This window comes from Larkinella humicola (assembly GCF_008727875.1).
Taxonomy (GTDB): Bacteria; Bacteroidota; Bacteroidia; order Cytophagales; family Spirosomataceae; genus Larkinella; species Larkinella humicola.
Window position 1 is genome coordinate 375,429 of sequence record NZ_VTWS01000005.1, and the last position, 23,590, is coordinate 399,018.

Below are 23,590 nucleotides of genomic sequence, written 5' to 3' on the forward strand. Positions count from 1 at the left end.
TTACTTCCGCTTGTTGTAGCCAATCCGTCGATAGCCCACCAATTGATCGGCCCGCGATGCCGGGGGACGGTGGTAGACCAGAATTTCATACTCGTTTTCCGTATCCGAATAATTTCCTTCGATCAGGGTTTCGTTGCCCGTCAGGTTCATTCCGGAGCGCGACACGGGCGGAGGAATGCCTTTTAAGGAATAATTATAGTTGTAGACGCCCTGCTTCAGTTGAATGTCGGCCCGGTAGGCATGCAAATCCGGGACGTAGCTCATCCGGTTGAGATCATCTAACCGCCAGAAATTGAACGCACTGTTCACAAACAATTCGGCATTGGGCACCTCGTCCATGCGCAGCGTAAAAACCGTCGTGATGTAGTCGGCCTGCGTGGCTCCAATACGGGTTTCCAGGTGATCGATCACGTATTGTCCGTTAAAATCGTCGGTTTGAACATACGCACCCACACTTCGGATGCCATCGGTTTGCACAAACGCCGTGTTGCGGTCTTCCTTACGATCGATCCGTTCGATGTAATTGCCGCGCGACAAAACCGTCCGGGTGTCGAAATACCGGTATTCGTTCCCACCGGGAAACGTGTTTTTCAGATCGAAAAGCCGGTATTCCAGCAGGTTGTCGAACGCCCGGACGTTGGTCGGCCGCAGGCCCGTGATCACGCGGTCGTCGCGAAAATTCTGGCGAATGACAATTTTCAGGTCGTCCTGGGGCGAAATGAGCGGATAGCCCCGGTAACTGATTTCGAAATTGATCTGCTGGTCGGTAAAGCGCAATTGCGGATCGTTGGCAAACTGTGCCGTGGCCGACACACCCACGCGGTTGAGGTACGTACTGAACCGGCGGCTGAAATAAATCTGGTTCGGATTCCGCTCGTTATAGACCACCAACACATAATTTCCCGGCAATTTGACCTTCGGTACCGGAAACCGGTAGTGGTAATACGGTATTTTGGTGTTCTGCGAAATCTGATAATCCTGAATCGGATAGTCGTTGTATTCGTACGTAAACTCGATGTCATTCAGAATCGACCGTTGCCAGTCGGCGTTGCAATGCACGAATTTGGCGCGGAAGGGCCGAAACGTAGCTGTCAGATCGTCAAATTCCAGCATGAGCTGCGTCTCGACGGATTGATCGATGATGGGCGGGTTAAGCGTTTGCGCCGGATCGGTCGGGTCGTTGCCAAGCACCGGATACAGCATCACGGTTTTGATGGCTGGATCGGCAATCCGGTCTTCGGTCGGCAGATTTTGGGCGGAAGCCTGAACCATGACAACGCCATTGAGCAGCAAAAAAAGTCGGAAGAATGAACGCATTTAGAATAGATAAATCGGTATAGGTAGGAACGAAATTTTAGGGAAAGGCAGTATAAAAAACATTTCAGGATGTATTTTTGAACTCAGCAAGATGTAACTCAGGCGAAGATGGTCAATTACGATACGAAAGAGTGGGTCCGGTTTCTGATTAATTTCCCCAAAGCCGATACCGTCCGCAAGCTGATGCCTTTTTTAGGCCTGATGACCCTCTACTCTTTTTTGGTGGCCTTTACACTCCTCTACGTCTTCGATATGAAAGACAATTCGGATTTGAGGCACATCTCGGTCATGCACTCTTTGCTGGGGTTTGTCATTTCGATGTTGCTGGTTTTCAGGACCAACACCGCCTACGATCGCTGGTGGGAAGGGCGTCGGATGTGGGGGGCGCTCACCAACAACAGCCGCAACCTGGCCCTGAAGCTGGAACCCTTACTGGATCAGGCGGCCACCGATGAGCGGGACTTTTTTCGCGTGATGATCCCCAACTTTGCCTACGCGATGAAAAACCACCTGCGGGCGCAATTCATCGAGAAAGAATTTACCGAATGTTCGCTTTTCCCTCTATCTGCATTGAACCGGCACGAGCACATTCCTTCCCAAATTTCGGCGGCTCTTACCCGCAAAGTCTATGAACTTCAGCGAAAAGGTGTCTTTTTACCGGAACATTTGCTGTTTTTGAACGGCGAACTACAAAGTCTGATGGACATCTGTGGCTCCTGCGAACGGATCAACAAAACACCGATTCCGTTTTCCTACAGCTCGTTTCTAAAAAAATTCATCTTCATTTACTGCATTACGCTTCCGCTCGGCTACGTTTTCAGCCTGCATTACTTCGTCGTCCCGTTTGTCGTGTTCATCTTCTACGTTCTGGCCAGTCTGGAGGTCATCGCCGAAGAAATTGAAGACCCGTTTGGGACAGATGCGAACGATTTGCCCGCCGAAACGATCTGCAAGAATATCCGGCAATCGGTTCGGCAACTCATTCCGGTTTCGGACTCCATCAAAACGCCCTCCAATTCAGGCCTTCTTTGAGTTGGAGCTTCGGGGAGAAACCGCTATTTTGCCAATCGCTTCATCCCCACCCTAACGCAATGAGCCTGAATGCGGTAAAAGAATGTCCGAACTGCTCGGCGAACCTGAACGTTTCGTTCAACTACTGCCCCCGGTGCGGACAAACGACATCGCTACACCGTTTCAATCTGCCGCACATTATTCACGAAATTTTCCACGTCATTACCCACGCCGACAAGGGCGTTCTGTTGCTTCTGAAAGAACTGGCGATCCGGCCCGGAATGGTGGCCCGCGAATACATTCTGGAGGGGAAGCGAAAAAAATATTTCAATCCCTTCACGTTTCTGGTGCTGGTATTGGGGCTTACGTTGTTTGCCAACTCCATCTTTCACCCGTACACCCGAACCAACAATCCGGTTCAGGTAGCGGCTACCAGGCACTACAAATCCGAACAGCAAAAGCAGCTTGCCTTAAAGCTGGCCGAACGACAGCAAACGATTCAATTGTTTCTCGAAAAGCGCAGCAATCTGGTTGCGTTCCTGGCGGTTCCGGTCATTACTCTGGTGTATTGGCTCTTTTTTTTCCGTACGGGCATCAACTATGCCGAACACCTGGTTGCACAGGTGTTCTTTTCCGGTTTTTATTCGTTGTTTTGGACGCTCGTTCTTACGCCCATCCGGCAGATGTTTCCGGAAGGGAACTGGTTTAGCATTGCCCAACTGGCTTTTCAACTGCTGTATCTAACCGTCGCGTATCGCCAATTTTTACCGCCCGACCGTCCAACGTCCTATTTGAAGTCTGCCCTGGCTGCGGTAACTGGAATAGTCGCCTGGGCGTTTCTTTCAGCCGGTATCTTTTTCCTCTATGTCCGATTTGGCGGATGAACAGGGAACTTTACCCCAACTTCTTTTCCAATTTTTCCGCTTCCAGCATCACGTCCTCCCACTGCTCCTGAAACGAATCGAGTTCCGTACCAACCCGTTTGTAATCAGCGGTTTTCGACTGAAAAAGCTTTCCGTCGGCAACGACTTTCGGCTCGGCCATTTCGGTTTCCAGTTGCTTCTTCTGTTTCTCCAGCCGGGCAATCTGCTGCTCAAAATCTTCGGCCTGCTGCGTCGCTTTTTTCAACGCCCGCTGCCATTCCTTGCGCTCTTCGTCATTGGCAATGCTCTTGCCGTTGGCAGAACCGTTGGAGCGGTTTTGACCATTCTTATCGGCCGGTTTGCTGGCCTCGGCCAGTTTACCATTCACGTTCGGTTGCGGAGAACTGGCGGTCGTCTCGACCGGATTCGATTTCCGTTCTTCCAGCCACCATTCGTATTCGTCGTAGGTGCCGGGGTATTCCTTGATCTGTTCGTCTTCGATGTACCAGATTTTGTTGGCAATCTGTGAGACGAAATACCGGTCGTGGGAAACCACCACAAAGGTGCCTTCGTACTGATCCAACGCCTGAATCAGAATATTCACCGACTGCATGTCAAGGTGGTTGGTCGGTTCATCCAACAGCAGGAAGTTGGCTTGTGACAGCAGCACTTTCGCCAGGGCCACCCGCGATTTTTCGCCCCCGGACAGCACCTTGATTTTCTTGAAAACATCGTCGCCCGAAAACAGGAAACAGCCCAAAACCGTCCGCAATTCCGATTCGGATTTAGTCGGATTGGCCGATTTTAATTCCTCCAGCATGTTGTCTTCCACGTTCAGCGACTCCAGCTGGTGCTGGGCGTAGAAACTGAACGAGACGTTATGACCCAGCCGCCGTTCGCCCTTCGTGGTCGGTTCGGTTCCCGCAATAATCCGCAGCAAGGTCGATTTACCACGACCATTGGCGCCAATCAGGGCCACGTGATCGCCCCGTTCAAGTCGGGCGGTGGTGTGTGTCAGGATTTTTTTCTCGCCGTAATTTTTCGTTACTTCATCGAGGTGCAGAATGTGCCGACCGGGTTGCGTCGAAAAGTTAAACCGGAAGTTAACGCGGGCATTTTCATCAATCACCGCATCGACCCGGTCCATTTTTTCGAGCATTTTCACCCGGCTCTGGGCCTGCTTGGCTTTGGTGGCTTTCGCCTTAAACCGCTCGATAAACCGCTCCGTTTGTCGGATTTTAGCCTGCTGATTTTCGTAGGCTCCCTGTTGAATTTCGTTGCGCAACGCCTTTTCTTCGAGGTAATAGGAATAATTCCCTGCGTAGTAATTCAGCTTGGCACCCGAAACTTCCACAATGCTGTCTACCACATTATCAAGGAATTCCCGGTCGTGAGAAACCACAATCACCGCGCCTTCGTAGTTCAGAATGTATTTTTCAACCCAGACAATGGACGGTAAGTCCAGGTGGTTGGTCGGTTCATCGAGCATGAGCAGCGACGGTTTTTGCAACAGCAGTTTGGCCAGCATCACGCGCATCCGCCAGCCCCCGGAAAACAGCCGCAGCGGTTTGTCCAGATCGTTGGTCGAGAAGCCCAGCCCTTCCAGAATTTCCTCGGCTTTCGATTGGATCGTGTAACCGTCCAGGGCGGCAAATTCGTCCTGCGCCCGTGCCAGTTTGTCGATCAGTTCGTCGCGGTAGTTGACTTCCATCTCGTGCAGCAGGCCGTCGATCCGTTTTTGCAGGTGGTTCTGGCGTTCAAAAGCCTGCATGGCCACCGACAGAATTGAGTCGTCGGTTTGGTAGGAAAGCAAATCCTGGTTCAAAAAACCGATGGTTACATCGCCCGCTTTGGAGATCGTTCCGCCGTCGAGTTGGTATTCACCCATGATCAACCGCAGCAGAGTCGATTTTCCGGTTCCGTTGAGGCCAATGAGACCAATTTTCTGACCGGGCTTGATGTGCATCGACGCATTTTCGTAGAGCGCCCGGCTTCCGAGATAATAAGACAGGTTTGTAAGAGAAATCATACCGGCAAATTTACGCATTTTTGCCGCGTTTGCTTGCATGGTTTGTGAAGAACCCGCTATATTTGCACCCACAAAAACGGTAAAAAGTCGTTTTTGCCTCCTTAGCTCAGTTGGTAGAGCGACGCATTCGTAATGCGTAGGTCGCAGGTTCGAGTCCCGTAGGAGGCTCACAAGTTACAAAAAGGCTACGTCGTTGTAGAGTTTAATAACTCGAAATCAACGAATTAGCCTTTTTTCTTTTTATAGCGTATTAGTGATTGGTGCACGGTTCTTATAAGATTATTCTTCCCCATGTGTTAATCCAGTTTATGCCTTATTATTGACCAAACCAGTCAACACCCAGGCGAACCATTCCCGATCAGGCCGCAATCGAGGTCAGGCTTCGTCACTTGGGCAGGCTCCTACATACCCCTGACGCCGGTCGGCGAGTTCAATTTCCAGAGCTTACCTGCCCCAAGAAAGGAGGGTTTTGTGAGACGGCTACCATGCAGCCATAGGCAGTTTTTAGTTCTCACTCACCTTATTCCTACGGTTTTGCCCACAAAAGCATTTCCCCACTGGTTTAAATTTAAATGAGCCGTAGGAGCAAACGATTTGAGCCGTGCAAGCAACTATCAACGTGGTTTGAAGCTTGATCTTTGTACCATGAAAACCATCAAACAAATTCAGTTGGGCCAAAACGGCCCGTCCGTCTCCAAGCTTGGTTTAGGCTGTATGCGTATGTCTTCGATCTGGGGCGGTTCTATCCCGGACGAAGCAGAAAGTATTGCGACAATCCATGAAGCCCTGGATAGCGGTATTAATTTTTTGAATACCGGAGACTTTTACGGTGCCGGTCATAATGAAATGCTGGTAGGCAAAGCCATTAAAGGCAGGCGCGACGATGCATTCATCAGCGTAAAATTCGGTGCTATCTTTCACAACGGTCAATGGCTGGGATTGGATCTGCGCCCCATCGCGATCAAGAACTTTATCAACTACTCGCTAGCCCGTTTGGGCATTGAAACCATTGATCTCTACCAGCCCAGCCGAATGGATGACAGCGTGCCGGTGGAAGACATCATCGGAGCGGTCGCTGACCTGATTAAGGAAGGTAAAGTGCGCTACCTTGGCGTATCGGAAATTACGGCTGACCAACTTCGTCAAGCCAACGGCATTCACCCCATCAGCGCGCTGGAGATCGGCTATTCGCTGGCCGACCGTCAAATAGAAAGCGAACTGCTGCCAACAGCAAAGGAATTAGGCATTGGCATAGTGGCCTTCGCCAATACAGCCGAGGGCTTATTGACCGGTGAAATGAAAGCACCACTGGCAGAAAATGATTACCGTACCCATTTCTCCCGTTTTCAAGATGAAAGCTTAATCAACAACCTGAAAAAAGTCGAAGTCTTAAAGCAACTTGCCAGCAATAAAGGGTGTACGCCAACCCAGCTTGCAATCGCCTGGGTAAATGAGCAGGGAGATCACATTATGCCCTTGGTAAGCATGAGTCGCCGGTCGCGTTTGCCAGAAAATATCGCGGCCATGGAGATTGTGTTTACGCCGGAAGAAATGAACACCTTAAACACTACTTTTGCAACAGGTGCTATACTCGGCGGCACTTACTTACAGCGCTAAATGACCAGTCCAGCAGAAATTCTCCCCGGCGTGATCTTTTACTCTTACCTCTCTGCCGAGCGGAAAGAGAAAGTCTGTTTCTGGAACCACCATACCTTGGTATTGCAGGTTTCAGGACAGTTTACCTTGGAAACTTCCTCGCAAACCATCTCCATGACCGGAGGAGAAATGCTGTTGATTGGCAGAAACCAGCTGGGTACGCTCACAAAAACACCGCTGCCCGGAGGGAACTATGAAACCATCGTGATATCCCTGCAGGAGGACCTGCTGCGCAGGATTGTGTTGGAAGAAAAGCTTGAAGCAGAACGGAAATACATCGGTCCGCCCAATAGGCTGATTCCATCCAACGAATTCCTTCAGGGATATTTTCAATCAATTATTCCGTACGCCCGAAGCTCAGGAGCAGCGATGACCGATGAGATGGGAATTCTGAAAGTGAAGGAAGGCGTTAAATTACTATTGCTTGCCCTACCCGGACTTCTCAACTTTTTATTCGACTTTTCAGAACCTTATAAAATCGACCTGGAAAGGTTCATGCTTAGTAACTATCATTTCAACGTTCCCATTGAAAAATTCGCGCAGCTCACCGGTCGCAGCCTGGCAGCCTTCAAACGCGATTTCCTGAAAACATTCGGTGCTTCACCTCGTCACTGGCTGCAAGACAAACGGCTGACCGAAGCAAAGCACCTTATCGAAACCAAACATGGAAAACCCTCGGCCATTTATCTCGACCTGGGGTTTGAAAGTCTGTCACACTTCTCGCATTCCTTTAAGAAAAAGTTTGGCATGGCGCCTACCGCACTGAATTATGGCCTTTCTCAAAAGTGATTCACGATTCTCATAAACGCCCGTTTCATGACTCTGTTATCAGCCCTATAACGACTCCCGGTTGAGTCTTTTATAGCCCGAAGGGCCTGCTTTTCCAAGACGGGGTCGATCGACATTGCCACCTGATGATCAATCAGGTGGGCTGGATCCGGGAGGTCAGGTGGTCGAAAAAAAATACAATTCGTTACGGCAGAACCACCAGCTTACCGGTCCCCTGATTATGGTCCATGAAGTGATGGGCGGTCACGATTTGATCGAGCGTAAAGGTACGGCTGATGGCCAGCTTCACGTGACCGGCTTCGACCCGGCGAATGAAATCCTGAAAAACGGGCGTTGGACTCGTGATCTGACCACTGTCATAGGTAGTCAGGCGAACCGTAGCGGGAATATATTCCATGGGCGCAAAATCGGGAATGGTCCAGTTTTCAGCCAGCATACCGCTCATGCAGCCCAGGCCGCCGGGCTTAAGACACTGCAGCGAGTCATGCAGGGTCGATGTCCCCACCAGTTCCAGCACTTTATCGATACCCTCCGGAAAAATAGACCGTACGGATTCGCTAAGCCGCCCTTCATCGATCAGTACATGCGTAGCGCCATTGGCCCGTAAGGCACTTTCTTTCTGCGGGTTGCGGGTTGTAGCCAGCACCGTCAATCCCGCCAGACCGGCCAATTGAGTTGCCAGCATGCCGACGGATGAACTCCCCCCGCGAATGAGCAGCGTTTCACCCGTTTCTATGGCCAGGGCCGGATAGAGTGAGCCGTAGGCCGTTTGGAACATTTCCGGTATGGCCCCCAGAATTTCCCAGGGAAGGGTGCTTTCAAACGGGTGCAGCAGTGCTTTGGGAAGCAACGTGTATTCGGCATAGCTACCATCAAACTCCCGGCCCATTCCGCCCATGAGGGCTAAAACCGGTTGCCCTTTTGGGTACGCTCCGGAAGGGTCAACTTCCACCTGACCAACACACTCAATGCCCAGCACCCGGGGAAACCCGACATGGGGCGATAAGCCTTTCCGGGTCATCAGTTCCGAGCGGTTCAGGCCAAAGGCTTTCACCCGAACCAGTACCTGCCCTTCACCGGGCGTGGGGATCGGACGCTCCTCAATGCGTAGCACATCGGGTCCACCAGGTTGATACACAACGGCCGCTTTCATGCTTTTTATTTAGTTAAAGAGTATCATCTGCCTATCTCCGATTCGGGCCAGGGAAGCCTGCTCGTCTGCACGGCTGAAAGATTGAACAGCCTGCTCGGGTTTAACTGACCCTGCAAAGGTCCGGCGAATCCCGTGGATGTACCAATAAGGTTTCTTAAGAAATAGGCTTAAGAAAGGTTAAGAATGGCGTTGGGCGGTAGCGAGGTCTTTTCGGATTTTATTCAGAAACTCCGGAGTAATGCCCAGGTAAGAGGCAATTGGCGTATTGGAGAGCCGCAAGGCCAGGGCGGGGTATTGTTCCAGAAAGGTGAGGTAACGTTCCTGGGCGGTGGAGCTGATCGTTTGCAGGAAGCGGGTTTGCAGTTCTACATCCTTGTTCTCGATAATGACTTTGAAAATGCGGTCTAGTTTAGGAATGTTGGTACAGAGAAAATAGAGATCCTGTTTCTCGATTTGGAGGATGAGAGATGGCTCAATCGCTTCAATAAAAAGACCGCTGGGTTTCTCCGAATGAAAGCTGCCGATATCGGCAATCCAGTTCGTTTCAGCCGCGAATTGGATCGTATGGTCGACGCCTTTGCGATCGACCGCAAACATGCGAAAGCAACCGCCCAGAACAAACGAATAGTGTTGACACGGAAACCCTTCCTGAAGGATGGCTTGCCGACATTTGATTTACCATTGTGAAACCCGGCCTTCAAAAAGCTGCACTTCTCTTTCAGTCAGGGGTAAGTAGAAAATGCTTTATGAGTAACTGGAATGACATGCTCAAGCGAGTAATTGAATGGAAAAGCAACCGGGTCGGAGAAACCATCTGCCGGGTTGCACCATTCGTCCCGTAGCGATGATCCATTTTGTAGCAACCACGACCGCAGAAAACCCGAAAAGTGTGTCAAGTTAGCGAATTCCAACTTGACACACTCACGGCTTAAATCCTGCAACGTACATTAGTTGAGTGCGATCAACCGCCCCGTCATAGCAGGCTGTTGGGTAGCAAGCACCACGTTGTTGACCTTGGTATCAAACCCGTCGGTAACGACCACCTGATAGGCTCCGTCGGGCAACGCATTGAGATCCATCTTGATGCGTGCTATCCGTTGCCGTCGCCCGACGCGCTGAACGAAATATTCCTTCCCGGTGCTGTTGACCAGCCGGACTTCAACGATACCGCCGATCATTTTATCGACGGCGACGCGGAGTTTACCCTCCACATCGGTGTATAAACTGCTTTGATACGATTGCACTTTCCCGGCGGGTTTCGGTTGGCTCGCATTGGTTACTGCGAACGGAACCGTCAGGCTCGTGAACAGGAAAGCTATGATCAGGGATTTGGTGAGCGTTTTCATGGCGTGAGAAGTTTAGTTTGGTTGTCCGTTTTGAATGAACCAAAGGTCCGCTTCCGGGCAAAAAAACCCTGTCACAGATGAGTCAATCCCTGTTACTTTTGGGAAAAACAGGACCGTTGTCTCTTAAATCGCTTGATCGGCTTCCTGCCTGAAGGGGTTGGCCAAATTGGCAGAAGCGTTCAGCATACCCGTAAGCGTGTCGTAAAACCAGACGGTGTAGGCTTTGACGGTGCGGAAACACAAATCGAAATTGCCTTTGTTCAAGAAAAGCATAAACCGGTCAAAAGGAACGGATTCGCCCTGATCAATGGCATAGCGAACCACGGCTTCAACAACCGGGATGAACCGGGCCGGATCGGCGGTCGCAAACCGTTCGTTCCAGTAGACAAGGTGATTACCCTGGATAAATCCGAAGTCGGTGAAGGTTTTCAGGAATTCGTTTAACGCGTCTTCAACTGGTAACTGAATCATGATTTGGTAAAGCCGTTGTAGGTTACTGCGTCCCTGAAAGTTCGCAAAATGCCCGAACAGCAAAGTCCGGTGGTTTCTGCCATGCCTTCGCCAAAGCCAGCGTTGGCACTTGTCCGATAAATTCAACTTAATACAAAAAAAGTGCCAAAATGTGCAGAGACGATTTGCAAGGAATCCCCGATTTCACGGGTACGCAAAAACGCCCGATCAGAATCCGGTAAACGCATGGCATTTCTTACCTTTATTTGGAAATTGGGTATGATCCTGATGGCCTAAAACCCTTTTCGGTCTGTTTCCTGTGCGCGATTTTCACCTTAAAATAGGCTTTTTTCTCTCCCTGGCAGTCGCCATACTGGTATCTATTCCACGGTTCATTCGACTGGAAAACAATGACTTTACCCATTATGCAGCGACCATGTCCTACACGTTCGCCCATGGTTTTAGTTGCTGGGTCTTTCATCAATATGTGCTCAACCAACCACGCATCGTTTCTGTTTTTCGCCCCCGCTGGACCGTCGGCCCGGGAAGCGTTCTCTTTACACTGGCTCTTTACTTGCCGTATGATTACCTGATGGCCTCTGTATTTAATCTCAGTGTACTCTGGAAGGAGATCCCGGCTTCCAGACGTTTGGCCTGGGTTCTGCTGCGCGGCAGTGTGCTGTCTTCTTTCATGTTTTTTGTAGCCTATTACCTGAAACAAAACCAGGAATCACAGGCGGCTAAATTGGAAAACGAGCGTCTCAAGCAGGAAAATCTGAAAGCCCGTCTGGAGGTTTTGAAGCAACAGATTAGCCCACATTTTCTGTTTAATTCCCTGAATACGCTAAAAAGCATCAGCCAGGAAGAACCTGTGAAGGTCTTCACGATTCAACTGGCCCAGGTCTATCGCTATCTGCTTCGGCATACGACCGCCGATGTGGTCATGGTACAGGATGAACTGGCTTTTGCAGAAGCGTATTTGTCCATTCAGAAGGCCCGGTTTGGGGATAGCATCCGGTGCGATATCGCCATTGCTCCCTCCGTGTATCTCCGGTCTGTTTTGCCCTTCGTGATCCAGCTTCTCCTTGAAAATGCGATTAAACACAATACAGCCACGTTGCATAAACCCTTTTACATCCGCATCTCCAGTGAAAAAGATAGCCTCATCGTCAGCAACAACCGGCAGCCTAAACATACGGTGGAGCCGTCGACGGGATTGGGTTTAAAAAATATTCAGATGCGGTATGAGACGATTGCCCGGCAGAAAATCGATATTATCGCCGATGAATTCACCTGGACCGTTAAAATCCCGTTGCTGAGGGTATGAGAGTAATCGTCATTGAAGATGAGGTTCCGGCCGCCCGCGAACTAACCGGTTTGCTCGCCCGCTTGCGCCCGGACTGGACAGTCGCTGCGATTCTGCAGTCCATCGATGAAGGAATCGGCTGGTTAAACGACAATCCGCAACCGGATCTGATCTTCGCCGATATTCAACTGGCCGATGGCCTTAGCTTCCAGATCTTCTCAACCGTTACCATCACATGCCCGGTTATTTTCTGTACGGCGTTCGACCAGTATGCAATTCGGGCGTTCGAAACCAACGGCATCGATTATGTTCTGAAACCCGTTGAGCCGGAGCGACTGACGACGGCCCTGAAAAAATACGAAAATCTGACTCGAGCCGCCCCGCAACCGCTTCCGACCCTTCCTTTTTTTAAACAGGTACTCGAGCAACTCAGTCTCCCCTCCTTTCCGACCTCGCTGCTGGTATACCACCGCGATGCGATTATTCCGCTGCCCGTGGCCAACATCCTGTTCATTCATTACGAGTCCGGGCTAGTCTCGGCAACCAGTCAATCCCATCAACGTTTTGTCCTTACCCAAACACTGGATGAGTTGGAAGCCTTATTGTCTCCGCAACCCTTTTTCCGCGCCAATCGACAGTATATCATTCATCGACAGAGCATCGTGAATGCAGAGCGGTATTTTGAGCCGGAAACTGGTCGTCAAATTAACCGCCCCCGTACCCGAACCGGTGATCATTAGCAAAGCAAAAGCCGGAGAATTCCTGACCTGGCTGCAACAATAACCCATCGTTCTGTCCGTTTCAGGCTTCTCTTTGTCTGTTTCACGTCAAGTTTCCCAACAGCCCGCATCCGGAACGGCTAGGTTTGTCCTGATTTAACACCAGACAAGATGAACCGCAGTTTCTTTCTGAAGGGCCTGACTATTCTTTGCTTCATTGGCATGGCCGATAGGGCATCAGCAGCGTTTGATCCATCAGTCCGCTTTTTGACGAACCTCTGCGCCCAGCAAAATTTCACCATCAGCGGGTCGGTTAAAGACGCCCAATCAGGAGAATTGATGATTGGTGCCACCATTCGGGTGAAAGAACGGCCCGGAACCGGAACGGTTAGCAATGAATACGGTTTTTATTCGCTTACCCTGCCACAGGGCCACTACCAGCTCCAAATATCCCTGCTGGGTTTTGCCGATGAGGTCGTGGCCGTTGACTTAACGTCCAGCCAAAAACTGGACCTGGTCCTCACCGAATCGTCCCAAATGCTTGAGGAAGTCGTCGTTAAAACCACCACGGCCAACGAAAACATCACCAACCCGACGATGGGGATCGAACGACTGGCCGTCAGGGACATCCGAAACATTCCGGTGTTGATGGGAGAACGCGACCCGCTCAAGGTGTTGCAGTTGTTGCCCGGTATCAAATCGGCAGGCGAGGGCAGCAGCGGTTTCAACGTGCGGGGCGGCAACAGCGATCAGAACCTGATTCTACTCGACGAAGCCCCGGTTTACAATGCCTCACACCTGCTGGGTTTCTTTTCCACCTTCAACGCCGATGCCATCAAAGACCTGGCCCTCTACAAAGGCGGAATGCCCGCACAATATGGCGGGCGGTTGTCATCGGTGCTGGACGTCAAGATGAACGATGGCAACAACCAGGATTTCCACGCCAGTGGCGGTATTGGCCTCATCTCGAGTCGGCTGGCACTGGAAGGACCCATTCAGAAGGGGAAAAGTTCTTTTCTGCTGACGGGCCGCCGAACCTATGCCGACGCCTTTCTGAAGCTTTCCAACGATCCGGATCTGAACAAAAATACGCTCTACTTCTACGACCTCAACGCCAAACTCAACTATACGATTTCGCCCAAAGACCGAGTCTACCTCTCCGGTTATTTCGGACGCGACCAGTTCGGACTGGGCGATTTGTTTGCCATCAACTGGGGCAACGCAACCGGCACCCTCCGCTGGAATCACCTCTACAACGCGAAACTATTTGGCAATACTTCCCTGATTTACAGCCAGTATGATTACGAGGTAGGGGTCAACAACGGCAGCAACCAGTTCAATCTCAAGTCGTCCATTCAGGACATCAATCTCAAACAGGAATTTAGCTATTTCCCGAATCCGAAAAATTCGATGCGGTTTGGCGTAAACATCATTCACCATACCATCACCCCCCGCACCCGAACGGCTACGGGCGAAAACTCCAGCATCAACAACACCCGTGATCCGGCCCGGACGTCCTTCGAAAGTGCCCTTTTTTTTACCAATAAATGGCAACCTGCCGATCCGTTTACGATTGAATATGGCCTGCGGCTGACCGCTTTTTCGGTTATGGGTGGCAACCATTATTATACCCTGGATGCCAACAAAACCATCGTCGACACCCTCCTGTATGGCCGTGGCGAAGTCGTGAAGCAGTATCTGAATGCCGAACCCCGCGTGTCGATGGCGTATGCGATCCGACCGGATCTGTCCGTTAAAGCGTCGTATACCCGGAACGTGCAGAACCTGCACCTGCTCTCGAACGCCAATGCGTCGACGCCCAACGACCGCTGGGTGCAGAGCAGCAACGTCATCCGCCCCGAACTCGCGGATCAGGTGGCCCTCGGCGTCGTCAGGAAGCTGAACGACAATGCCTACGAATTCAGCACGGAGGTGTATTACAAAACCATGCAAAACCAGATCGATTACCGCAATGGTGCCGATTTTACGTACAGTGACAACCTGGAAACCCAGTTACTCTTCGGGAAAGGGCGGGCCTACGGAGCCGAATGGTTGTTCCGCAAAAAAACCGGGGCCCTCAGCGGCTGGATTGGCTACACCCTGTCGCGGACAGAAAAACAGATCGAAGGTATCAACAACGGTTCCTGGTATGCGGCCAAACAGGATCGCACGCATGACATTTCGATCGTTGGCATCTACAAACTATCCCCGACCTGGACCCTGTCAGGAACCTGGGTCTACAACACGGGCAATGCCGTAAGTTTTCCGACGGGAAAATACCGCATCGACGGGGCCGTCTTTTTCAATTATACCGAACGGAACGGTTACCGGATGCCCGCCTACCATCGGCTGGACCTGGGAGCCACCGTGAACTTTAAGAAACGCCGACACTTCGAATCGGATCTGGCATTTGGCCTTTACAACGCCTATGGACAGGCCAATCCGTATGCGATCAATTTTGAACAAAGCCCCGACGACCCCGCGATCACACAGGTACAACGCGTAACGCTGTTCCAGTTTGTGCCTTACATCACCTACAATTTCAAATTTTAATCGCCGACGATTCCCGTCTTCCTTTTCGTTTGCTCATGCGCTCCTTTTCTCTCTTTCTTTTGCTAGCCCTCGGTCTGACCGCCTGTGTCGAAACCATTCAACTGGATTTGAGGGCGGTAGGCAACCAGCTTGTCATTGAAGGCAAACTGACCGACGACTCGACCGGTAACGAAATTCTGATTACGTCAGCGGTCGATTTCCTACTCAAAAATGAGTTCCCGCCCGTTACGAACGCAACCGTTTCCGTCCGCGATGCTGCCACCCAGCAGAATGAAGTGCTTTCCCAATCGTCCCCCGGCGTGTATGCCATCCGGAAAATCCGTGGCATTCCGGGCCACCAGTACGCCCTAACCGTGGTGGTCGACGGCCAAACCTATACCGCCACTACCTCGATGCCCGAAGGGGTTCATTTTGATTCGTTAACGTATGAAGAGGTGACCCGCTTCAATACCGAAACGAAGATGGTAGCGGTTTATCAGGATCCCGCTGCCGTCGCTAATTACTATCGCTGGACTTTGTCCCGAAACGGGCTACCCGCCCCGGACGTCTTTGTCCGCTCGGATGTGTTCACCAATGGCAATCAGGTTCGGCAAACCATCCTGAATTCAGAAGAGATTCATCCGGGCGATACCATTACCGTCGATATGCAATGCCTGCCGAAGTCTGCTTTTGATTATTTCAACGGTTTAATGAAGCTTCAGGGCAATAACATCAACCAGGGCACATCGCCGACCAATCCCGAAACAAACCTTTCGGGGGGTGCGCTGGGCCATTTCAGTGCTTACACATCGCAAAAACGGACGGTTGTCATCCGATAAAGAGGAAGCCGATGCCCTACTGTTTCAACGCGTTGAGGGTATAACAAATTAGCTTGTTGGCCAGCGGTTCGCCCTGAGCTCCTTTGATGTTGCCGAGGGTCAGTTCATAAATCAACCCCGGTTTCAAGGCCGCCAGCGTGAGGGAGACGGTTTTGCGGTTGGGCGAAATGCTGACGGCCAAAACCGGCACCGTCTGAACGTCGAACTGTGGAGAACCGTAGGCTTTGTGGTATTCGTAAAAATAGTGCCGAACTTGGTACTGGCTAAGCTGGCGGGCCGTAGCCACATCGACCGGCTGCGTAAACGTCAGGTCGAATCCGGTGGGAGTCAGGTTCATGCGGTAGACATCCATCGGCGGTTTTCCCGTAAAAACAATCCGCTGGATGCCCCGGTCGCCCGCCCAGCCGTGGTCGTTCTGACCCGTCCACAGGCTGCCGTCGGGCGCAAAAGCCAGCCGGTTGTTCCCTTTTCGCAATCCCTGCCCGTCCAGAAACGGAATACAGGCTCCCTGCAATTGACCGCCGACCTCTTCCAGCATCACGCGCAAAATCCGGTCCTGGTTCATTTCGCCCACGAAAAGCTGTCCGACAAAAGGGCCAAACCGTCCCCCGGTCTGGTCGCAAACCGGCTGCGTGATCGAGTTCGCCAGAATGCCGTGGGGAAACAGAACGGCGGCTTTCGTGCGGTTTTTGTCGAGTTCCGACGGCTCTATTTTTAGCGGATTCCCACCCCGCCAGCCTTTTTCCCAGACCAGACTGGCCGGATGCCCATAAAACTTACCTTCCTGAACGTGGTACAGCGGACTCGTTCCCACCCAGTCGCCCTGATTATCGGTGGCAAGCAAATGCCCGCTGGCGTCGAAAGCCAGCCCGTTCGGCGACCGGAAACCGCTGGCGTATGGCACCAGCCGCTTATCGGGCGTCAGTTTCAGGAGCCAGCCCCGGTACGAAACCGGCGAAAACATCTGCTTCGGATGCTCGGCAGCCAGCGTATCGAGCGCCCCCCGCACTTCGCGCCGAACCCCGCCGTTGGGCGACGCCGTGTTGAGGCCAATGAACAGATTGCCGTCTTTATCTCTGATGGGGCCATAATTGAACTCGTGGTAGTTGCCGGATATGCCGAACGCGTCCGTCACTTTTTCGTATAGATCCGCTTTCCCGTCACCGTCACGGTCTTTCACGCGGGTCAGTTCCGGGCGTTGCATGATGATCAGTTCGGCGGGGCTGACCACCAGAATCCCCAGCGGTTCGTGCAAACCCTCGGCAAACAAGGCCCATTTCCGGGTTTTGGGCTCGTAGATCATCACCTCGCCCCGGTGAAAAGCCGCCACCAGCCGACCATCGGGCAGAAACGCAATGGCTCCGGTTTCGCTGCTCAGCCCTTCAGGCATCGGAATCGTTTCGACCCGGTACGCGGTTTTTACCACCGGTTTCGGGTCCTCCCGAATGGCGGCTACGAACAGCAGAAAACTTAACGTACTGAGCAACAACCCTGGTTTGAGCATGGTTTCAATCGATTCTTTTCGTCATCGTGATGGTAAATTCCCGGGCCTCACTGGGGGACAGTTCCAGAGAGCCATCCGCCCATTTTCCCGCCGAAGCCTGGTAGCGCACGCCATCGTCCGGAGCCGTCAAAAACCGGACGGGGCCGCTGGCGTTGGGAATTTTAAACCGGCGAAGGAGGCCGTTGCCGTTTTCCTTCGAACGAATCAGTTCGTACACCTCCACCCCATCGACCGAATAATGAAATTCCGGATAGCGGTCGAGCAACTGATACCCCTTGAAATCAACTGCGGGCGGTTTTGATGACGAATTGGTCCGGAGGGGGTAGCCTGTTGCATCGCGAAAAAAAACCGTTCCAATCAGTTTGGCTTCCGTATCGCCTTTCCCCGGCCAGAGTTTGGACTGATCCAGAAAACCGCCCTGCCAGGCGTAACGCAACCGACAGGTTCCGGCATCCCAGCAATACGACACCGCGTGGGGCAGGCTAACCGCAATGGCCGCCGGGCTGGCATCCGGCATAAAAATCCGGTACAAAAAAGGAGGTGCGGGTTCGTAGGGATGAAACCGTTCGGGCGCGTGATTCGCGTGGCTGGCCGTCGGTGGCGAATCGGCTTTCCGGCGGTTTTCGGGAACCGCCGGATCGTCTTTCAGAGCGGGCAGCGGACCTTCCGTCACATACATGGCGCCGTACATGACAAAACCGTGTCCCGGAAAGGTGCAAACGTAGGGATAAACGCCCGATTCGGCGGGCGCGATGAACGTGACTGAACCGGTTTCTTCCGGCAGCACCACCGGAATGGTCCACAAAATGGCGGACGACTGCGGAATGTAGTGAGCGGCTGGCCCCCGTTCCCCCAGTTGCAAAGCCGCATTGACGACTTCCTGCCGCGCACCCGGTTTGGTAATCACCAGATTGTGAGCCATATCGTCAGTATTTTCCAACGTGACGCGAACCGGCGCACCCGGTTTGACGCGAAACCGCACGCGGTCGAATTGCAAACCCGCGATGGCTTTCAGCGAAACCGTCAAGACCGTGTCCACGGCGACCGAATCCACGGGAGTCGGCTGCTCAGCAGCCTGTGCCTTGCCCGTGATTACCCACAGAAAAAGGAAGAACAACCCTCTTTTTGCCGGTCGGAATCGGGCAACGGCGGTTTTCGTTCGCATCCTTAATCAGCCCGTTGGAGTGAGGAGTGTTCGGACCCGATCGTTGCCACAAAATCGTCGTCGTTCAGGTGCGGATAAGCCGCGTAAACCCGGTCGATTTCGTCCATCTGCCCCGGCGACAGCTCCTCCGCCGGATTCAGACACCAGCGCCCTTCGAGCAGTCCCTGCCGACGCAGCACCTCGTGAATCCCGGCAATGCAGCCGTGAAAACCGTGGGCCGGATCGAAGAAAGCCGCGTTGCTGTCGGTGACTTCGACGTTGCGCGTCAGCAGGTCCGCCAGCCCGTCGTTTCCGTTGCTGAGGCAGGTTTTGATTTCGTCCAGCAGTTCGACGGCTTTTTTCGTCCAAACGGCCCAATGCCCCAGCAAACCGCCCACGAACCGCTTTTCAACGGTTTTGCCGTCGACCGTAAACCGGTACGTCGTCAGCAAATCCGCCACAATGTTGTCGTCGTTGCCGGTATACAACGCAATGGCATCCCGGCGGCTGGAATGACAAACCGCCCGCACCACATCCAGCGTCTGATACCGGTTGAAACTGGCTACCTTAATGGCTTCAACATTCGGAATTTCGGCGAACTGATGCCAGAAATTGTAGCTAAAAATGCGCCCGCCGACCGATGGCTGTAAATAAAAACCGAAGACCGGAATCACCTCAGCTACCGCACGAACGCGGTCCAGAATGGCCGCTTCGGTCCAGTTTTGCAAACCGCCCATGCTCAGCAGCCCCAAATCGTACCCGTATTTCAGGGCGAGTTCGGCTTCCTTCAGTGCCTGTTCGGTGGGTCCGACCATACCGGCCACTTTGATGAATGGACGATCCAGTTGCGCCTTCTCGATTTCTTCGGCGGCTACTTTCAGCACCGTTTCGTAGAGATTGATTCGGGGGTCGCGAATCTCGAACTGGGTGGTGTGAACGCCGACCGCCACCCCACCGGCTCCGCTGGCCATATAGTAACGGGTTAAACCACGCTGCCGGTTTTCGTCAAACTGCCGGGACGCGTTCAGGGCTAAGGGATGCGCCGGAATTACCGTACCCGCGTGCAAGAACTGCTGGATATCAGAACGTAATGCCATGTTGCTGTGGATTAAAATTTGCCGTCCCGCTCCTGAAAATGAGTCGGTTTGTTCAGAATTGTGCCGCCACCCTGCAACCACGCGACGGTCAGTTCCATCATCTGCCGCAAGGTGACGCGTGGGTAGCCGAACAGCCTGTTGGCCTGCGACGAATTGCTCAGCAAAGCCGTTGGCTGGGCTTCATTGACAAAAACCGGAGCCTTGCCGAGCATCCTGCCGTACTCCTGCGCCAGCCACTGAATCGAGACGGTTTCGGGGCCGGTGACGTTGAGAATTTTGGCCGGCACGTCGCAATGCCGCAGCGACCGAAGGGCCATTTCATTGGCATCACCCTGCCAGATGACGTTGGCGTTGCCCATCGCCAGGTTGATCGGTTTTTCGGCGATGACGGATTTGGCAATTTCCAGCAACACACCGTAGCGGAGATCGATGGCGTAATTCAGGCGGTAAATCAGCGTCGGCGTGTTGTTTTTCTCCGCGAAATACTGAAAAATCCGCTCGCGGCCCAGACACGATTGTCCGTATTCGCCGACGGGTTCGGGGGCGGTTTCTTCCGTTGCGCCCCCGGATGTTACCGGTGTAAACGGGTAGACATTGCCGGTGGAGAATGCCACAATCCGCGAGTTGCGGTATTTCTCCGCCACCCGGCCGGGCAAATACGCATTCATCGCCCAGGTGAAGGCTTCCTTGCCGGTGGTGCCGAATTTTGTTCCGGCCAGATAGAGCACATTTTTCACGGCTGGCAAAGCCGCCAGATCCGTTTCGTTGAGTAAATCAGCCGAAATCGTTTCGATGCCATCGGCTTCGAGTTCGCCCTGGAGCTTTGGGTCCGAAAACCGGGAAACGCCGATGACGCGTTTCAGAATACCAGCCTGATCGATGCCCTGTCTGGCTAGTCGCGCCAGACTCGGCCCCATTTTTCCGCCAACCCCCAGAATGAGGATATCGCCATCCAGTTCGTGTAAATCGGAAACCAAAGCCGTCGAGGGCTTGATCAGTTCCTGTTCCAACGCGTGTAAATCGTTCATTTTACTGCTTAAGGCGTCCTTTATTTGAAAAACAATTGATTGACATTGCTCAGCGCCAGCCCGAAAATGACCAGCAAGCCTAATGCCCCGGCCACTTTGACGGCGGTCGAATTCGCGTAGCGGCCCATGATCCGGCGGTCGTTGGCAATCGTATACATCGCCACCCCGATGAAAGGCACCACCAGGATGGTAATGCTTTGGGCAAAAATGATCAGGTCGAGCGGCAACTTTCCGAAAATCATGGCAATCGAAGCCCCGAATACCATGACCAGCGCAATCAGGTATTTGACCCGTTTGGAACCCAACTGACTGCCGTAGCCCAGCGCATCGCCAAGGAGCGTTCCGCCGACGGTGGCGTTGCCGACCAGCGACGAAAACGAAGCGCCGAACAACCCGATCAGAAACAGCACCGAGGCATATTGCCCAAAAATCGGCTCCAGCGCTTTTCCCATGTCGGAGGCACTGGTCACTTTGATGCCCTTCGGGTGCAAAACGGCCGCAGCACAGATCAAAACCGTAGCACTCATCAACCCCATCAGCGACATCCCGGTGACGGTATCCACGTTTTCATCCCGCACCTTCGGATTGACCCGCACCCGCTCCTGCACCAGATACGACTGGTAAAACGCGCCGACAATCGAAAAACAGGAGGCCGTAAACGCGATGACCAGCCCCAGCGAACCCACGGGCAGCGACGGTACGAAACCGGTCACGACCTCGGCATAATCCGGCCCCGAAAAGGTCAGTGTGGCGATAAAAGCCACCAGCATCACGCCAACCAGCAGAATCATGAGCCGTTCGAGCACGTTATAAAACGACTTTAAAAAAAGCAGACTAATTCCCAAAACCGTGAAAAGGCCAATCCAACTGTTAACCGGGGTATGCGTGGCTTCGGCGATGGAAATTCCGACCCCGATGGAGTTGCCGGCCTGGAACGAGGTGGCTACCAGAAAAACCCCGATTCCCACCGCGACCGCCACCGGATTGCCCCACTTCTGCCGGATTGTCGCCAGCAGGGATTGGTTCGTTGCCAGACCGATCCGGGCGGCCATGGCCGTGAAAACGATCATAAAAAAGATGGCCATCACAATGATCCAGAGCAGCGAATAGCCGTATTCGGCCCCCATCTTTGAGGTAATCGTCATTTTGCTGGGACCGAAAACCAGCGCGGCTGTGATGATACTGGGACCCAGCGACGACAGCCAGGCTTTTAGTGTCCGGGGCGACGTGCGGCCCGGTTGCACAGGCATTTCATTCGGTGAGTCAGCGGTTTTGGGGTGCATGATTTTCAGAAAAGTAAGGTTGTTTCGAAGATATACTTCCTGCGTCAATATCCTTCATTCTGTGTCAAAATACCGGGTGCCGACTGATTAATCTGCCGCTGCGGAACCGGAAACGCCTTCATGTATGCTTTGGGGTTCAACTGAACCGTTACGGGCGTCTTCGTTGAATAATTGAAAAGTCGCTCCTCTTTGGTCATCACAGTGGTCAGTTTGCCAGTGCGCGTCAGGTCGAACCAGCGTTCGTTTTCATACGCAAATTCCAACTGGCGTTCGAGCAGTAATTTGTCGACAAACGCATCCCGGCTGGCAATGTCCGTCAGTTTGTAGTTGTGGGTGGTGTTGCCAAAAGCGCGGGCGCGCACTTTGTTCAGTTCGGTTAAAGCCGCTTCCGGCTGATTCAGTTCATAGAGCGTTTCGGCCTTCAGCAACAGCACGTCGGCGTAGCGCATCACCGGCAAATCCAGTCCCGACGATTCAAACGTGTGTTTGACGGCATATTTGCTGACAAACGGATACCAGATCGGCGGGTCGGTCGGTTTGGTCGGCGGCACCCAGAACTGGGTAACCGTGGAGGCATAACGCGTATCGCCTTCCACGTAATTTTTCATCAAACTCCAGGACGGCAAGGCGACTTCGGCACCCCGGTTGACAATGTTGATGGCTCCGGCATTTGGAATGAACGCCGTCGACAGGTTCTGTCCATTGGTGCCGTCGATGTATTTGACCGCAAACAAGACCTCGGCATTGTCTTCATTTTCCAGCGTCCACAGGGAGGCAAAGTTCGGCAGCAAACTGTAGTTGAACGTGGCCATCTGGTCAAGGTACGTTTTGGCATTCGCCCAGTCTTTGCGATACACATACGCTTTCGCCAGCAAGCCCGTAGCCGCCCCTTTGCTGGCACGACCTCTGGCCATCGCACTTTGCACCGGTAATTTAGCAATGGCGTCTTTCAGATCGTCCACAATCAGTGCGTAGATTTCTTCTTCCGAAGCACGCGGCAAGGTGCTGGCGGCATCAATCGAAAGCAGGCTGGTTACTTTCGGAACACCACCAAAAATGCGGACCAGATCGAAGTAAAACAAGGCCCGCATGAACTTGGCTTCCCCAATGAACTGGTCTTTCTGCGTACCTCGGTAATCCGTCGGCGTTTCGATGTTGGCCAGCACGGAGTTGGCGCGAAAAATACCGTTGTAGGTATTTTCCCAGAAGTCTGCTACGATGGGATTGTCGGAATTGAGCGCCAGCAGATCGATTTCGGGTGCCCCCGCCACCGAAGTGTTGGCCGACATATAGAGGTTGTCGCCCGGCACTTCCATCAGCAGATAATCGCCCGGTTTCCGGCTTTGCAGCCGGTTATAAATTCCCAGCACCGCCAGATCCATGTCCTTGGCGGTTTTGTAATAATTGGTTGACGTCAGGACTGATTCGGGCGTCGGGTTCAGCAAACTGTCGTGGCAGCTCGACAGCGCGAGGGTCAAAGCCAGCAGGAAACCGCTATAAAGTTGATTGATTTTCATGTCGTTT

20 protein-coding genes and 1 tRNA gene are annotated in these 23,590 nt (G+C 52.7%); 9 read left to right on the forward strand and 12 right to left on the reverse strand.

What is annotated here, in order from left to right; translation table 11 throughout:
- Positions 1-1,317, reverse strand: a complete 1,317-nt coding sequence (locus F0P93_RS20425) for a type IX secretion system plug protein (protein ID WP_150879352.1) — start codon at positions 1,315-1,317, stop codon at positions 1-3.
- A gap of 108 nt (positions 1,318-1,425) precedes the next feature.
- On the opposite strand from F0P93_RS20425, the gene F0P93_RS20430 reads away from it, so the two are divergent.
- Both F0P93_RS20430 and F0P93_RS20435 read left to right on the forward strand, forming a co-directional pair.
- On the forward strand, positions 1,426-2,349 hold the full coding sequence (locus F0P93_RS20430) for a bestrophin family protein (protein ID WP_150879370.1): 924 nt from the start codon (positions 1,426-1,428) through the stop codon (positions 2,347-2,349).
- Positions 2,350-2,408: 59 nt separating this feature from the next.
- Positions 2,409-3,212 carry a DUF3667 domain-containing protein gene (locus tag F0P93_RS20435; RefSeq protein WP_150879377.1) on the forward strand — a complete coding sequence of 268 codons (804 nt, stop codon included), beginning with the start codon at positions 2,409-2,411 and terminating at the stop codon, positions 3,210-3,212.
- A gap of 10 nt (positions 3,213-3,222) precedes the next feature.
- Here the strand turns inward: F0P93_RS20435 and F0P93_RS20440 are convergent, their stop codons facing one another.
- Entirely contained in the window at positions 3,223-5,220 is a 1,998-nt protein-coding gene (locus F0P93_RS20440) for an ABC-F family ATP-binding cassette domain-containing protein (protein WP_191908872.1), read from the reverse strand.
- A gap of 95 nt (positions 5,221-5,315) precedes the next feature.
- On the opposite strand from F0P93_RS20440, the gene F0P93_RS20445 reads away from it, so the two are divergent.
- The 3 genes from F0P93_RS20445 to F0P93_RS20455 all read left to right on the forward strand — a co-directional run bounded on the left by F0P93_RS20445 (position 5,316) and on the right by F0P93_RS20455 (position 7,665).
- Positions 5,316-5,388, forward strand: a tRNA-Thr gene (locus F0P93_RS20445).
- Between the two features lie 477 nt (positions 5,389-5,865).
- Positions 5,866-6,837, forward strand: coding sequence for an aldo/keto reductase (locus F0P93_RS20450; protein ID WP_150879391.1), 972 nt, complete (start codon positions 5,866-5,868; stop codon positions 6,835-6,837).
- Entirely contained in the window at positions 6,838-7,665 is an 828-nt protein-coding gene (locus tag F0P93_RS20455; protein ID WP_150879398.1) for a helix-turn-helix domain-containing protein, read from the forward strand.
- 184 nt (positions 7,666-7,849) lie between these two features.
- On the opposite strand, the gene F0P93_RS20460 is transcribed toward F0P93_RS20455, so the two are convergent.
- The 4 genes from F0P93_RS20460 to F0P93_RS20475 form a co-directional block, all read right to left on the reverse strand.
- Positions 7,850-8,818, reverse strand: a complete 969-nt coding sequence (locus F0P93_RS20460; RefSeq protein ID WP_150879404.1) for a zinc-binding alcohol dehydrogenase family protein — start codon at positions 8,816-8,818, stop codon at positions 7,850-7,852.
- A 177-nt stretch (positions 8,819-8,995) separates the two neighbouring features.
- On the reverse strand, positions 8,996-9,493 hold the full coding sequence (locus F0P93_RS20465; protein WP_225309590.1) for a Crp/Fnr family transcriptional regulator: 498 nt from the start codon (positions 9,491-9,493) through the stop codon (positions 8,996-8,998).
- Between the two features lie 272 nt (positions 9,494-9,765).
- Complete coding sequence (locus F0P93_RS20470; protein ID WP_150879411.1) at positions 9,766-10,164, reverse strand: hypothetical protein; 399 nt, start codon at positions 10,162-10,164, stop codon at positions 9,766-9,768.
- A gap of 123 nt (positions 10,165-10,287) precedes the next feature.
- Positions 10,288-10,635: a hypothetical protein gene (locus F0P93_RS20475; RefSeq protein ID WP_150879412.1), complete on the reverse strand. Its 348-nt coding sequence runs from the start codon at positions 10,633-10,635 to the stop codon at positions 10,288-10,290.
- A gap of 415 nt (positions 10,636-11,050) precedes the next feature.
- Between F0P93_RS20475 and F0P93_RS20480 the strand changes: the two genes are divergently transcribed.
- From F0P93_RS20480 to F0P93_RS20495, 4 genes are all read left to right on the forward strand, one after another.
- The gene (locus tag F0P93_RS20480) at positions 11,051-11,941 is read left to right on the forward strand and encodes a sensor histidine kinase (protein ID WP_150879413.1); all 891 of its coding nucleotides are present in this window, start codon (positions 11,051-11,053) and stop codon (positions 11,939-11,941) included.
- Positions 11,938-12,660, forward strand: coding sequence for a LytR/AlgR family response regulator transcription factor (locus F0P93_RS20485; RefSeq protein ID WP_150879414.1), 723 nt, complete (start codon positions 11,938-11,940; stop codon positions 12,658-12,660). The genes F0P93_RS20480 and F0P93_RS20485 overlap by 4 nt, the downstream gene beginning before the upstream one ends.
- Positions 12,661-12,810: 150 nt before the next feature.
- Positions 12,811-15,192 (forward strand): TonB-dependent receptor, encoded by a 2,382-nt coding sequence (locus F0P93_RS20490; protein ID WP_150879415.1) that lies wholly within the window; start codon positions 12,811-12,813, stop codon positions 15,190-15,192.
- A gap of 35 nt (positions 15,193-15,227) precedes the next feature.
- Positions 15,228-16,010 (forward strand): DUF4249 domain-containing protein, encoded by a 783-nt coding sequence (locus tag F0P93_RS20495; protein ID WP_150879416.1) that lies wholly within the window; start codon positions 15,228-15,230, stop codon positions 16,008-16,010.
- 16 nt (positions 16,011-16,026) lie between these two features.
- Here the strand turns inward: F0P93_RS20495 and F0P93_RS20500 are convergent, their stop codons facing one another.
- Genes F0P93_RS20500 through F0P93_RS20525 form a run of 6 tightly spaced genes read right to left on the reverse strand, consistent with a single transcriptional unit; the run spans position 16,027 to position 23,583 of the window.
- Positions 16,027-17,514 carry a PQQ-dependent sugar dehydrogenase gene (locus F0P93_RS20500; RefSeq protein ID WP_150879417.1) on the reverse strand — a complete coding sequence of 496 codons (1,488 nt, stop codon included), beginning with the start codon at positions 17,512-17,514 and terminating at the stop codon, positions 16,027-16,029.
- A gap of 4 nt (positions 17,515-17,518) precedes the next feature.
- Positions 17,519-18,679 (reverse strand): plastocyanin/azurin family copper-binding protein, encoded by a 1,161-nt coding sequence (locus F0P93_RS20505; protein WP_150879418.1) that lies wholly within the window; start codon positions 18,677-18,679, stop codon positions 17,519-17,521.
- Positions 18,680-18,681: 2 nt separating this feature from the next.
- Positions 18,682-19,755 carry a dihydrodipicolinate synthase family protein gene (locus tag F0P93_RS20510; RefSeq protein ID WP_150879419.1) on the reverse strand — a complete coding sequence of 358 codons (1,074 nt, stop codon included), beginning with the start codon at positions 19,753-19,755 and terminating at the stop codon, positions 18,682-18,684.
- An 11-nt stretch (positions 19,756-19,766) separates the two neighbouring features.
- Entirely contained in the window at positions 19,767-20,783 is a 1,017-nt protein-coding gene (locus F0P93_RS20515) for an NAD-dependent epimerase/dehydratase family protein (protein WP_150879420.1), read from the reverse strand.
- A 20-nt stretch (positions 20,784-20,803) separates the two neighbouring features.
- Positions 20,804-22,066, reverse strand: a complete 1,263-nt coding sequence (locus F0P93_RS20520; RefSeq protein ID WP_225309570.1) for an Nramp family divalent metal transporter — start codon at positions 22,064-22,066, stop codon at positions 20,804-20,806.
- Between the two features lie 44 nt (positions 22,067-22,110).
- The gene (locus F0P93_RS20525) at positions 22,111-23,583 is read right to left on the reverse strand and encodes a RagB/SusD family nutrient uptake outer membrane protein (protein ID WP_150879421.1); all 1,473 of its coding nucleotides are present in this window, start codon (positions 23,581-23,583) and stop codon (positions 22,111-22,113) included.
- Positions 23,584-23,590: the final 7 nt, after the last annotated feature.